The 12,824-nt window shown below is 61.2% G+C and carries 9 protein-coding genes and 1 tRNA gene; 3 read left to right on the top strand and 7 right to left on the bottom strand.

The window, feature by feature from the left end; translation table 11 throughout:
• Positions 1-513: 513 nt before the first annotated feature.
• From AADW18_RS13900 to dtd, 7 genes are all read right to left on the bottom strand, one after another.
• On the bottom strand, positions 514-810 hold the full coding sequence (locus AADW18_RS13900) for a hypothetical protein (protein WP_337343972.1): 297 nt from the start codon (positions 808-810) through the stop codon (positions 514-516).
• Positions 811-1,699: 889 nt separating this feature from the next.
• Positions 1,700-2,479, bottom strand: coding sequence for a hypothetical protein (locus AADW18_RS13895; protein WP_337343971.1), 780 nt, complete (start codon positions 2,477-2,479; stop codon positions 1,700-1,702).
• Between the two features lie 417 nt (positions 2,480-2,896).
• A tRNA-Ile gene (locus tag AADW18_RS13890) sits at positions 2,897-2,972 on the bottom strand.
• Positions 2,973-3,006: 34 nt separating this feature from the next.
• On the bottom strand, positions 3,007-4,929 hold the full coding sequence (mdoH, locus tag AADW18_RS13885) for a glucans biosynthesis glucosyltransferase MdoH (RefSeq protein ID WP_337344008.1): 1,923 nt from the start codon (positions 4,927-4,929) through the stop codon (positions 3,007-3,009).
• A gap of 5 nt (positions 4,930-4,934) precedes the next feature.
• The gene (locus AADW18_RS13880) at positions 4,935-6,479 is read right to left on the bottom strand and encodes a glucan biosynthesis protein G (protein ID WP_337343970.1); all 1,545 of its coding nucleotides are present in this window, start codon (positions 6,477-6,479) and stop codon (positions 4,935-4,937) included.
• 431 nt (positions 6,480-6,910) lie between these two features.
• A complete protein-coding gene (rpoD, locus tag AADW18_RS13875; RefSeq protein ID WP_337343969.1) occupies positions 6,911-8,767 on the bottom strand; it encodes an RNA polymerase sigma factor RpoD in 1,857 nt (618 codons plus the stop codon).
• A gap of 113 nt (positions 8,768-8,880) precedes the next feature.
• Positions 8,881-9,321 carry a D-aminoacyl-tRNA deacylase gene (dtd, locus tag AADW18_RS13870; protein WP_337343968.1) on the bottom strand — a complete coding sequence of 147 codons (441 nt, stop codon included), beginning with the start codon at positions 9,319-9,321 and terminating at the stop codon, positions 8,881-8,883.
• Between the two features lie 299 nt (positions 9,322-9,620).
• Here dtd and AADW18_RS13865 point away from each other — a divergent pair, with 299 nt between their 5' ends.
• The 3 genes from AADW18_RS13865 (at position 9,621) to AADW18_RS13855 (ending at position 12,777) form a co-directional block, all read left to right on the top strand.
• Positions 9,621-10,520 carry a lauroyl acyltransferase gene (locus AADW18_RS13865; protein WP_337343967.1) on the top strand — a complete coding sequence of 300 codons (900 nt, stop codon included), beginning with the start codon at positions 9,621-9,623 and terminating at the stop codon, positions 10,518-10,520.
• 191 nt (positions 10,521-10,711) lie between these two features.
• Entirely contained in the window at positions 10,712-11,263 is a 552-nt protein-coding gene (locus AADW18_RS13860) for a PH domain-containing protein (RefSeq protein WP_337343966.1), read from the top strand.
• Positions 11,263-12,777, top strand: a complete 1,515-nt coding sequence (locus AADW18_RS13855; RefSeq protein ID WP_337343965.1) for a PH domain-containing protein — start codon at positions 11,263-11,265, stop codon at positions 12,775-12,777. Before AADW18_RS13860 ends, AADW18_RS13855 begins: the two co-directional genes overlap by 1 nt.
• The last annotated feature ends 47 nt before the right edge of the window (positions 12,778-12,824 follow it).

The raw sequence follows: 12,824 nt of genomic DNA, 5'->3' as shown, positions 1-12,824 counted from the left end.
TCCTCTCTACGACGCGAGGAGAGGTCTGCCTGGTTTGAGCAGGAGCTATTACAGGTTCTTCGGTCCGCACCACCATATCCGTCGGTGCGGGATTTTTGTAGGGCAAGGGACTTCTCTCATCATGCCGCGTGGTCGAACTTCTCTTCACTCACTAGAAAGCTGTCTTGCAAGTATCACGAGTGGAAGAATCAGGAAGCGACTAGACTCAGGCGTAAGGCCATCTCAGCGATTCGCGCCCTACATGCAAAACGCAGCCAGGTCACCGAGAGAGAGTTCGTGCGGATCGTAGTAGAACGCTCCGGCGCCCCCGTTCACGTTGTGCGAAGCCTACTGCGCTCCAGCTGAACTGGCGTGGCGAAACGGGCCGGCGCGGCTGACTGACCTCCGGTGAGATGGTAAGATCTCGTCCTCGGCTTAAATCTTGTGTGTCTGCTCTCGGCCAGGCACGAACATCAGCGAACTAAGCCGAACCCACGAAGCGTGCGCGGCTTGCATGAATTGCTAGGCTCCGCATCAAGTACTAGCAGCGCCCCATGCCCAACTCTGCCCGACTGCAACGAATATTTCCGACTTGAATTTGCGAGCGGCAAACGCAGACTTAACTTTGTCTCGCACGTAATCGCGAACCTCCCCTGAGCTACTGCCATTGAAAGTACCCATGGCCGAAGTTGTTGGGATGACGACATCACCACCCTTGTCCGACTTCTGGACTTTGGTCAAACCTATCTGCCCAAGATCAGCGTAAGCGTCCTTATAGTCCTGACTGCTCGCATTCTTCAGATCAAAAGTGCAGAAAACTAAGTAGCTCATTGGTGAACCTCCGTGTTTGTTAGCAATGTGGTCAACAGCTTAGTTAAGCCGCGCCGCTAAGCGGCGTCGCTTGGACGAATTGTTAGGTTCGCAGCCAGGGATCTAGCAACTCCCCGCGATCAACTTTGAACTCTACCTTAGACGCCCATGATGCGGTGGCGGGGACTGTTGCCGGTATGTACATACCTACAAAACATTTTGGGAAATTAGTGACGGCGGGGCTGAGATAGTGGAAGGCGTAGATGTCGAACGCGAAGATGCAAAAAGGTACGCCGCCCTCCAGGTGATCCCAAACGCATGCGTACCGAAAATTGTCGTTGTAGGCAGTAATGAAATCAGCGCTGTTGGTTAGCAGAGCCCTGCGAACGGCCCCGGAGAAGACAAACGCCTGATCGAGTGGTTGCTGAGGTTGGCCGGTCTCACGGTCCGCAGCCGGGAGGGGCACATGAATACTGTTCCGTGTTTGAAGCGGAAGGTACGACTTGTAGAGAAGCGCATGCATGCCGCGGACGACGCGGAGACCGATTGCCGCGAGTGGTACATTGCTAACAGCCGCGACCCGCTTGCCGTTGAACGGCAGCCAATGTGCGTCTAGGCGTTTTGTGACATTTTCGTCCTGGCTCTTCTTTCGACTGTGAAGCGCGTCGGTGAGTATGCCTACTAGCTCATCTACACCGTGCCATTGATGGTTGCAAGTCTTATGGGTTGGAAGGATGACTGGAAAGTTGATCCGGTCGCTGGGCGAAAATAAACCCTTCGGCGGGCAGTGGTCGCGATCTACTGAGTCAGGCCCAGAGAGTGCTCGGCCGCACAGATAGCAGAACGAGGGCTGCCCGTGCCTCCTGAGGTGCGTTTGCGACGATATTTCCAAGCCAACCTAATGCCTGAATTAAGCCGACCCGCGAAGCGGCTTCGGCTTGAATGAGGCTGCAGCATGTGGTGCTACAGGACTAATTGGATCATGGTTGAAAAAATAGGAAATATGATTTGCCGGCGAGTGTTTCTCGATGTGTCGCGCGAGATCATATGGGAGGCTGAAGTACCGATGGATCCAGTCTAGGTTGCTACTAATAGTGGTATTGGCCGTTCTGGTTCCAGGGTGGACTTGGGCGCCATTTACGGACAGGCTGATCTTGTGATGTAAGAAAGCATTTCTCTGGACATTAAGGCGTTTTAGCGTCTCGAACAAAGCGCCACCCTTTGGTAAGCAGTAATTTGCATCAAGCGACTTTGGCCCATTGAGCCATTTTTCTAGGAAGTCCGCTCGTTCATGGATTGCGAACAGATCGCTCAAATCCTTGTCGGCCAAACCAACAGCCAGGGTTGCATTGATCTGAGACTCGCATAGCGCGTGCGACAGAAAAGCCACGATCACGTACTCGGACATGACTAAGTCGCTGAGAGCGATAAATCTCTGCACGTGCGGTGGCAAGTAACGCTGCAAGAGAACTGAAAGGCGCGTTGCAGCCAGCTCATCAGAGACACTTGGGTCGTTTTGTTGAAGCTCTGCTACCAACTGCGCGCACTCGGACTCGTACTCTTGGACTGTCTTCGGCTTGTATGTTGCAACAGTTTCTCTTAACTCGACGAAGTGCTTCCAACGCGACTTAAGTGCCTTGTCTAGGGAGAAAAATGCCCCGGATATTTCGCTTGAAGTAATCGGTGACATAGATGCTCGTATGCAGCCAAACTACCTATTAGCCGGACCTCGGGGTCCGGCTATACGACTTATCCACAGTGCACCGTATGGCGCGCTATCCCCTTGATGCTGTGCTTGATCTTAGGCTGACTGGGTCCGGCTAACAAGCCGACGTATAGCTAGGCCCAGAGACGCTGCCCATACCCGTCAATGACTCCGCCTGGCGCTCTCAACAGGTGTCTGCTTTGGGTCGGGAGCAGACTCTGGCCAAGCAATGTCATGGCCAAAGCTTAGGCCCGCGACCACGCAGACGCGGTTGCCTAAGTAATTGATTTCAGGGATTGGCTGCCCGAGCTAGGCCAATTTATGGCTTCATTGACACTATAAGTTGGCCAAAGCGGTCAACTTATGGTTTCAGGAACAGTTGAATTTGGTCGAACAGCGATATGGTGGGCCCACCAGGACTCGAACCTGGAACCAAAGGATTATGAGTCCTCTGCTCTAACCATTGAGCTATGGGCCCGTGGCGTAATTGTAGCGGGACGCCGGTGGATCCGTCAGTTGTTGCTTGGGTCGCTGGGGGGCGACAGTGCGAGCGATTCGCGCAGTTCCAGCGCGCGTGCGAGTACGGGGGGCGGTGCGGATTCTTCGGGAATCCTCATCAGGCCGATGCGGCGCAGCCATTGGCCGGCGCGGGTGGATGAGGTCAGCAGGTTGAGCGGAATAGCCAGTATCAGGCCCAGGATGACGGGGCCCATCCAGGCGGCCAACGCGGGCGAGATGGCGTAGGCGGCGGCGCCGGTCAGTGCGCCGGCCAGACTCAGGCCGCCGTAGCTGCGTATCAGGCTGGACAGCGGCAGGCTGCCGTCGTCGCGGCGCTGTGTTTCCCAGCCGGAATCTTTTCCGGCCAACACTTCCGCCACGCCACGCGATTGGCGATACATGGTAATGGGCGCCATCAGTGCGGCGAGTACGGTTTCCAGCAGCATGCTGAAGAAAATGCGGATGGCGCCACCGCAGCCGCGCCGGGTTTCGGTGTCCGCCAATGTCGCCAGGTAACCCATCCCTTTTGGCGCCAGCAGCACGGCCATGGTGAAGGAGAACACCCAGAGGTAGCGCTCGGGATCGCCGCCGCGCCAGTAGACCGATGGGGTGAAGCCTTCGATGCGCAGTTGCTCGAGGTTGATGCCCGCCTGTTGCAGCGGAATCGCCAAGCCGATCAGCATCAGCATGGCCCACATGGGTGCGGTGAAGTAGTGGCCGATGCCGGTCAGCAGATGCACGCGGCTGATCCAATGCAGTCCGCGCGCGGTCAGCACCGCGCCGTGCTGCAGATTGCCTTGGCACCAGCGCCGGTCGCGCACCAGCATGTCGGTCAGCGAGGGCGGGCCTTCTTCGTAACTGCCACGCAGTGTAGGCACCATGTGCAGTGCCCAGCCGGCGCGCCGCAGCAACGCGGCTTCGACGAAGTCATGGCTCAGCACGGTGCCGGAGAATGGTTTGTGGCCGCGCAGTTCCGGCAGGCCCGCATGCGCAGCGAATGCGCGCGTGCGGATGATGGCGTTGTGGCCCCAGTAATTGCTTTCCGCGCCGTGCCACCAGGCCACGCCGCGCGCGACCACGGGACCGTACACGCGGCCGGCGAACTGCTGCATGCGCGCGAACAGCGTGTTGCCGTTGACGATCATCGGCAGCGTCTGGATCAGCGCAACATCCTCGTGCTGTTCCATGGCCGCCGCAAGCCTGACGATGGTGTCGCCGGTCATCAAGCTGTCGGCGTCCAATATCAGCATCTGCGGATAGGCGCCGCCGAAGCGCCGCACCCATTCGGCGATGTTGCCGGCCTTGCGTTCGGCATTGCTGGTGCGGCGGCGATAGAACAACTGCTGCGTGTCGCTCAGGCGTTCGCGCAGCGCGGCGAAGGCTGCTTCTTCGGCCTGCATCACTTGCGGGCGCGTGGTGTCGCTGAGCACGAAGAAATCGAATTGCGCCAGTTGCCCGGTGGCGGCGACGGATTCGTAGATGGCTTGCAATCCCGCCAGCAGACGTCCGGGATCTTCGTTGTAGGTGGGCATCAGCAGCGCGGTGCGGGTGGACACTTGCGGCAAGGGGCCGTCATTGGAAAGACCCAGGCGCTCCTTGCCTTGCGCGAGCGTCAGCACGAAGCCGGCGAGCGAGCTGATGAAAGACAGCGCGATCCATGCGAACAGCGCGACGAACAGCAACAGCAGCAACGCCTCCAACACGCCGATGCCATCGCGCCCGAGTACCCACCAAATCTGGTAGACGGCAAGCAACGTCAACGCGCCGGCACCGCCGAACGCGATAGCCCGGCGAGCGCCCATGCCGGGCGGCTCGCTGGCAAGCTGGTTCGGACTTATGCGGCCTTCGCTGAGGGATTGCAGCGGCATCGGCAAGGGCGATTCCGGTGGCAGTTGCGGCGCCGATGCGTAGTGAGACACGGGGATTCGTACATCCATTCTGTCTAGGGCGTCCATCGGTACAGCCAGGTTTCCGACAGCCGTCCTTGGGTGTCGTACGCGTGGGCGTGCAGTTCCGCGTCGCGGCCTGGCTCGAGCTTGAGTTCGAAGCTCATGCGCCAGCCGCCGGTTTCGGGATTGGCGTATGCCACGGCGTTGGAAATTTTTCCGTGCGACGCCCAGACCTCGGTATCGACGCGCGCGTCGGCCTTGAGTTGGGCCATGCGACCACCTATCAGATCGATCACCACCAGCTTCCTGGTTGGGTCCACCGGCTCACCAACGCCGTGCGGCACCGTGCCGATGCGCGTTGCCATGACGGTGGCGAGTTCGGGTTGCCACGCGTGATCCTTGCACCAGTGCAGGCGGTAGTCGAAGCGATGCTCCTGGCCCGCGGCCAAGGGCTGCGCCGGCCGCCAGAACGCGACGATATTGTCGTTGTATTCGTCGGCGGTGGGGATTTCGATCAGCGTCACTGCGCCTTCGCCCCAATCGCCCACAGGTTCCACCCATGCGCTGGGTCGCTTCTGGTACTGGGCTTCGGTGTCAGCGAAATCGGCGAAGTTGCGCTTGCGCTGCATCAGTCCGTAGCCGCGTGGGTTGCGGTCCTGGAACGCGCTGAACTGCAGCGCGGCTGGATTCTTCAGTGGCCGCCACATCTGTTCGCCACCGCCGGTGGACATGGCCAATCCATCGGAGTCGTGCACGGCTGGGCGGAAGTCGTCCACGCCCACGCGATCGGCGGAATCGAAGTAGTACATGCTGGTTAGCGGCGCGATGCCGGCGCGATCCAGATCGACGCGCGGATACAGGCGCATCTGGATATCCATGAGCGTTTCTTCGCCGGGCTGGATGACGAAACGGAAGGCAGCCGCCGCGCTGGGACTATCGAGTAGCGCATGCACCACGATGGCTTTGGCGCCGGGTTGCGCGCGCTCAATCCAGAATGCCTTGAATACCGGAAATTCTTCCGGGCCCGGATCGCCGGTCTTCAATGCCAAGCCACGCGCGGAAAGCCCGTAGTGCTGGCCCTTGGCGACGGCACGAAAATAGCTGGCGCCCAGGAACGCGCAAATCTCGTCGAAATAGTCCGGGCTGTTGAGCTGCGAATGGATTCGAAAACCGGCGTAGTCCAGATCGCTTTCGGTCGGCGTTGGCGCACTGCCGAAGGTGAACTGCTTGGGCGAATAGACCACCGGTGCGGCACGGCCATCTTCCACCAGCGAGATATCCACGCGTTCCTTGAAAAAGAAACCGCGATGGAAGAACTGCAGTTGGAAGGGCGATGACGTGCCGCGCCATATCGCGCGTTTGGGATCGTAGCGGATGTCGCGGTACTGGTCGTATTTGATCTTCTGTAGCGAAGACGACAATGCGCTGTCCGGTGGACGATAGGCACTGGCCGCCAATGTGCGGGCCAGATTGGGGACGGTATCAGCATCGAAAGGCGTAGCGCGCGCTACGGCCGCGAGGGCGGTCAGCGGCAAGCTACCCAATCCACCAAGCAGGGGCAGCGAAAAACCCGCCTTAAGCAATTTCCGGCGATCCACATTTTCTCCAGCGACAGGGTTCCCGACGCGAGTCTAGTCGATTACATGTAAGTGTCATGCATACGGCTTAAAGCGACCGAGTTGGAAACGGTTCCCTTGTGGCATCGAGCCTATGGCGGGGCGGCTTACCGTAGGCACAACGCGGATGCGGGGGTGAAGCTGATGGGCGTCGAGTGCAGGTTGCATGTCTCTGCGACATTCTGTTGGTGGCTGGGATGACGGGTGAGGCTCTTAGGCCGGCGCCGAAAGCAGCGGAGCAAGCTCCGCTCTACGAGGTGGATGAATTCTTGTGGGCGTGGTGCCGGCATGCCGGCACCGGCAAGTCGCTCCCACAAAGATGGGGCACAGGCGAAGGAAGCCGCGGCAGGCGCAAAAAAAACGGCCCGGGTTAGCGGGCCGTTTTGTGTTTGCTGCGGTGGGCCGCGGCGTGCTTACTCGATGTCGAGGAAGCTGCGCAGTTGTTCCGAACGGCTGGGATGACGCAGCTTGCGCAGGGCCTTGGCTTCTATCTGGCGGATGCGTTCGCGTGTGACATCGAACTGCTTGCCCACTTCTTCCAACGTGTGATCGGTGTTCATGTCGATACCGAAGCGCATGCGCAGCACCTTGGCTTCCCGCGGGGTCAGGCCGGCCAGCACATCGCGGACGGTTTCCTGCAGGTTGATGTTGGTGGTGTTCTCGATCGGGGACTCCACGTTGGTGTCCTCGATGAAGTCGCCCAGATGGGAATCCTCGTCGTCGCCGATCGGGGTTTCCATCGAGATCGGCTCCTTGGCGATTTTCATCACCTTGCGGATCTTGTCTTCCGGCATGTCCATTTCTTTCGCCAGTTCTTCCGGCGTGGCCTCGCGGCCGTACTGCTGGAGCATCTGGCGAGAGATGCGGTTGAGCTTGTTGATGGTTTCGATCATGTGCACCGGGATACGGATGGTGCGCGCCTGATCGGCGATGGAACGGGTGATCGCCTGACGAATCCACCAGGTGGCGTACGTCGAGAACTTGTAGCCGCGGCGATATTCGAACTTGTCGACGGCCTTCATCAAACCGATGTTGCCTTCCTGGATGAGATCCAGGAACTGCAGGCCACGGTTGGTGTACTTCTTGGCGATGGAGATCACCAGGCGCAGGTTGGCCTCGACCATTTCCTTCTTGGCCTTGCGCGCCTTGGCTTCGCCATAGGCCATCGCACGGCTGATTTCCTTGATCTCGGCCAGGCTCAGGTGCATCGCTTGTTCGATGGCGATGGTGGCTTCCTGCTCGGCGATGATCTGATCCTTCACGTCGCGCAGACCGGACGACCATTTCTGCTTGCGCTTCAGGACTTCGTCCACCCAGCCCAGGTTGGTCTGGTTGCCTTCCCACGCGCGCAGGAAATCCTTGCGCGGCATCTTGGCGACGTTGGCCGACAGGTGCAGCACGCGACGTTCGTGATCCTTGACCTGTGCAACCACTTCGCGCAGCTTGCGGACCAGCGTATCGGTCAACGCCAGCGGCAGCTTCAGGGTGACGAACACTTCAGCCAGGTCGGTGCGCAACTTGGCGACGGCCTTGTTGTCGGCGCCGTTCTTCGCATACGACTTCTTGAACTTGGTGTAGCCGTCGGCCAGCGCCTGCATGCGGCGGGCGACTTCTTCCGGATCCGGACCGGTGGGGCCGGCTTCTTCGGCGACTTCGTCGGCGGCTTCTTCCTCGTCGTCTTCGGCTTCGGCATCGGCATCGACTGCCTCGACCGGTACCGGCACTTCTTCCACCGGTTCTTCGATGTCGTTGAAGCCGACCACGATTTCAGCCAGGCGCTTCTTGCCGGCCTTGTGCAGTTCGTATTCTTCCAGCAGCAGTTCGATGGACCACGGGAAGTTGCCCAGCGAGGCCTGGACCTGGCTCAGGCCCTCCTCGATGCGCTTGGCGATGGCGATTTCGCCTTCGCGGGTCAGCAGTTCCACCGTGCCCATTTCGCGCATGTACATGCGCACCGGGTCGGTGGTACGGCCACCTTCGGTGTCCAGCGAGGTCAGCGCGGCAGCGGCTTCTTCCGCGGCGGTCTCGTCGACTTCGCGGTTGCCGGTGTTGCCGTCGGCCAGGAGCAGGGTTTCGGCATCGGGTGCAACTTCGTGCACATCGATACCCATGCCATTGATCATGCCGATGATGTCTTCGATCTGCTCCGGATCGACTAGATCGTCGGGCAGGTGGTCGTTGACTTCGGCATAGGTCAGGTAGCCCTGCTCAAGGCCCTTGCTGATCAGTAGCTTGATGTCGGATTGTTGGGCAGGACGTTCAGTCGCCATGGGTGATTGCGCCACCGGCAGGAAAGGGGTAAGGAACCTAGCATTATACCGCACCGGGCCCTCCCAAGTCCCTGAAAAAGCAGCGATAGCCCGAAGGCTAAGGAAACGTTTGTTCAGGGGCGCAGCAGGAAGGTCACAGGGCCGTCGTTCACCAGGCTGATCACCATATGGGCACCAAACCGCCCGGTTTCCACCCCCGGCGGATGCTTTTGCCTGCATATTTCGAGCAAACGGTTGAAGCCATGTTCAGCCTCGGCGGGCGGAGCCGCCGTGGTGAAGCTGGGCCGCATGCCCGAGCGGGTGTCGGCCGCCAGGGTGAACTGGCTGACCAGCAGCAATCCGCCGCCGATATCGGCGAGGGAGCGATTCATCTTGCCCGCGTCGTCGGCGAACACCCGGTAACCCAATAGGCGCTCAGCCATGCGGGAGAACTGGGCCTCGCCGTCGCCGGGCTCCACCGCGACAAGGGCGAGCAGGCCCGGACCGATGGCGCCGATGACTTGGTGGTCGACGGTGACGGAGGCTCGGGTGACGCGCTGGATGAGAGAGAGCATGGGGTGAGTGGTGAACGGTGAGTGGCGAAGCATTCCGCTTTTGCCCCCTTTAATAAAGGGGGCTACGGGGGATTTGCTCTTGCTGTTGTTTTCTCAAGAGCAACAGCAAATCCCCCTCAAATGCTTTACAACCGCCGAATGGCGGGTCATCCCCCTTTGTTAAAGGGGGATGCAAAAGCGGAGCCTTTTCGGCTTCTTAATTCTCCACTCCCGATCCTGGCTCCCCGATTTCGAGCAAGCAACGGCGACAAAACATGCCTTAGAACCGCGCGCCAGACTGACCCGATAGACTTGGCCGCATGAAACCACAAACACTGGCTGACCTGGCCTACCGTGCGGCGGCCCTGATCGGGCGCCTGCCTTGGCCATGGCTGCACAAACTGGGCGATCTGATCGCTTGGGTCTGGTTGAAAGCCGATGCCAGGGAGAGCCGCGTGGCGCGGCGGAACCTGGAGCTGGCCTATCCCGATCTGTTGCCGGGACAGCGGCAAACACTGCATCAGGCCATCTTGCGCACCACCGCGCGGCAGGCGCTGGAGACGCTGCGCTTCTGGACCCGGCCCCCGGCCGAGAATCTCGCCCGTCTGCGCGAGCGCCATGGCGAAGCGCTGTACGACCAGGCGCTGGCTTCCGGCAAGGGCGTCATTGTCGCTGCGCCTCACTTCGGCAACTGGGAGTTGTTGAACCAATGGCTGTCTTCGCGCGGCCCCATCGCCATTGTTTATCGTCCGCCCGAATCGCCCATCGGCGACGCATTCCTGCTGCGTGTCCGCGGTGCCGACAACGTCCGCCAGGTGCGCGCCGAAGGCCCCGCGGTGCGGCAGTTGTGGAAAGTGCTGAAGGACGGCGGCGCGGTGGGCATCCTGCCTGACCAGCAACCGAAAGCGGGCGACGGCGAATTCGCGCCGTTCTTCGGCGTGGCGGCGTTGACCATGACGCTGGTGTCGCGGCTGGCCGAACGCACCGGAGCAACCGTTCTTTTCGCCTGGTGCGAGCGCATCGGCCCGGGCCCGGACTTCGCGCTCCATGTGCGTCCTGCTCCGCAGGAAATCGCGGATCCCGATGCGATCGTCGCCACGACCGCGCTCAATGCCACGGTCGAAAGCATCGCCCGCCGCGACCCGGCGCAGTACCAGTGGACCTACAAACGCTATACGCTGCGGCCATCGGGCAAGGGCGAGGACAATCCTTACCGCTGAGGCGCGCAGCCGGGGGAAGTGCTTGGGGAAACAGGTGCGTGCCGATGGCCGCTCTGCCGCCCATCGGCATTTCGGTGGAGGCTCCGCACCGTTAGCGCCGAAGCGCTCCGTGGCACGCTCGACGATGACGCAACCGGACAAGATGATGTGCCGGACCGCAACACTGGCGAAATGGGAACAGGCAATCTCTGATGACTGATATCGATACCGATCCCGAGCCCGCATCCGCACCGCAGCCTCCTGCAGAACAGCTTCTGCCATCGCCGCCGGTTTTCGATGGCGGCTGGCAGCCCCTGCCCCGCCGCGGTGCCATGCTGGCGGCCGTAGGCGGTGCGATGGCGCTGGTGTTTCCGCTTGGCTTCGGCAGTTTTTTTGTGGCGAGGGCGACGAATCTTGTTTCACCCTGGTTGGCGATGCCCATCGTGGTGGTGCTGGCAGCCGCGGTCGGCGCCTGGGTGGCCGTCAAACGCCATCGCCGCACTTTCTGGCAGCTGGACGACGAAGGCTTCGCCCTGCGTCGCGGCAATTGGTGGCAGGTCGAGATCCGGGTGCCTATTTCCCGCGTGCAGCACCTGGACTTGAAGCGCGGTCCGCTGGAACGCGGCCTCAAGCTGTCCACACTGGTCGTCCATACGGCCGGCACCAAGATGGCCGCCGTGTCGGTATCGGGACTGGACGCCGCGGACGCCGAACACCTGCGCGATCGCCTGGCGCATCAGCTGGATCGCGACGACGCGTTGTGATGGAAGCCACTGAAGAGACTTTCCTGCGCGAACGCCGGCTGCATCCCTGGTCATGGCTGTTCGTCCTGCTTCAACAGCTCAAGCAATTTGTCCTTCCGCTGGTGGCACTGGTGGTGTTCGGCGGCCGTGGTGGCGGTGCCTACGGTGGTTACTGGGCGCAGATGGGCCCGGTCATCGCGATCGGCGTCCTGGTATGCCTTTCCATCCTGCAGTACTTCACTTATCGCTATCGCGTGGGCCGGGATGGCTTGAGCGTGCGCGAGGGCTGGCTTCATCGCTCATTGCGTGAAATTCCTTTTGCGCGCATCCACAACGTGGTGGTGCATCAGTCGTTGCTGCACCGTTTCTTCGGCGTCGCCGAAGTGCGTCTGGAATCGGCGGGCGGGCAAAAGCCGGAAGCGCAGATGCGCGTGTTGAGCCTGGACGATGCGCTGATCCTGGAAAACCTGATCAAGCACCGCGGCCACATCGCCGAGCAAGCGGGCGACGATGCTGAGCCGGACAGCGACACGCTATTGGCGCTTTCGACCGGCGACGTGGTCCGCCTGGGACTGATATCCAATCGCGGGATGATCGTGGTGGCAGCGGCCGTCGGCGCGGCCTGGCAGATCCTGCCGGAAAAGATGATGAGCAGGTTCATCGAGAACTTCGCGCGGCAGGCCTTCGGTTATGCCGATCACTTGCAATGGGGCTGGGCTGCCATGGCCGCCGCCGCGCTGTCGTTGCTGGTGCTGGTCCTGCTGTTGGTGCGGGCGCTGTCCGTGGTGCTGGCGCTGCTGCAGTTCCATGGCTTTCGCCTGAGCGAAGACCCGCGACGGCTGATGGTCGAACGCGGGCTGCTGGCGCGGTTGAGGACCAGCGTGGCGCGCCGTCGCATTCAGTCGTGGACAGTGCAGGAAGGCGTTCTGCACCGGCTGCTCAAGCGTCGCACGGTACGTATCGATACGGCCGTCGCCGAGACACCGAACCCGAGCGAGCAACGTGCACTGAAGGAAGTCGCACCCGTCGCCACGCCGGAAACCTGCGATGCGCTGATAGCGCACCTGCTTCCCCAGGCCGAATGGCCCCGGCAGGGTTGGCGCCCATTGCCTGTTGCGGCTTGGTGGCGGTTGTTCCTGCCGGCTGCGGTTCTTACCCCGGTGCTCACGGCGGTGCTGGTCTGGCGATTGGGTCCCTGGGCCGCTGGCCTGCTGTTGTGGCTACCTTTTGCCGCGTATAGCGCGCGCCAGCAGGCGCAGCGCGCGGCTTACGACGTGGACGATCGTCTGGTCGCGGTACGTGGCGGTTGGTGGTCGCGCCACTGGCGCTTCGCCGAGATCGACAAGCTGCAAACACTGCGACTGATGCGCTCGCCGCTGGACCGCCGCTTGGGCACCGCTTCGTTGTGGCTGGATACCGCGGGTGCCACGGGAATGGTGCCGCCGCTGCGGGTACGCTTTCTTCCCGAGGCCGAAGCGCAGGCGCTCTATGACCGCCTGACGCATGCGTTGGCGCATCGCCGGCTACGCTGGTGATGCGGGTTTAGGGAAGGCCTCAGCAACTCAGCTTTTGCTCGTCATTC

This window comes from Pseudoxanthomonas sp. CCNWLY206-1 (assembly GCF_039710385.1).
Lineage (GTDB): Bacteria > Pseudomonadota > Gammaproteobacteria > Xanthomonadales > Xanthomonadaceae > Pseudoxanthomonas_A.
This window is presented reverse-complemented; position numbering and strand designations above follow the sequence as displayed.

Excerpts from the sequence above, each read along its gene's own strand:
- AADW18_RS13900 (WP_337343972.1), bottom strand. The coding sequence starts at position 810 with ATGAGCTACTTAGTTTTCTGCACTTTTGATCTGAAGAATGCGAGCAGT.
- AADW18_RS13895 (WP_337343971.1), bottom strand. The coding sequence starts at position 2,479 with ATGTCACCGATTACTTCAAGCGAAATATCCGGGGCATTTTTCTCCCTA.
- mdoH (WP_337344008.1), bottom strand. The coding sequence starts at position 4,929 with ATGGATGTACGAATCCCCGTGTCTCACTACGCATCGGCGCCGCAACTG.
- rpoD (WP_337343969.1), bottom strand. The coding sequence starts at position 8,767 with ATGGCGACTGAACGTCCTGCCCAACAATCCGACATCAAGCTACTGATC.
- dtd (WP_337343968.1), bottom strand. The coding sequence starts at position 9,321 with ATGCTCTCTCTCATCCAGCGCGTCACCCGAGCCTCCGTCACCGTCGAC.
- AADW18_RS13865 (WP_337343967.1), top strand. The coding sequence starts at position 9,621 with ATGAAACCACAAACACTGGCTGACCTGGCCTACCGTGCGGCGGCCCTG.
- AADW18_RS13860 (WP_337343966.1), top strand. The coding sequence starts at position 10,712 with ATGACTGATATCGATACCGATCCCGAGCCCGCATCCGCACCGCAGCCT.
- AADW18_RS13855 (WP_337343965.1), top strand. The coding sequence starts at position 11,263 with ATGGAAGCCACTGAAGAGACTTTCCTGCGCGAACGCCGGCTGCATCCC.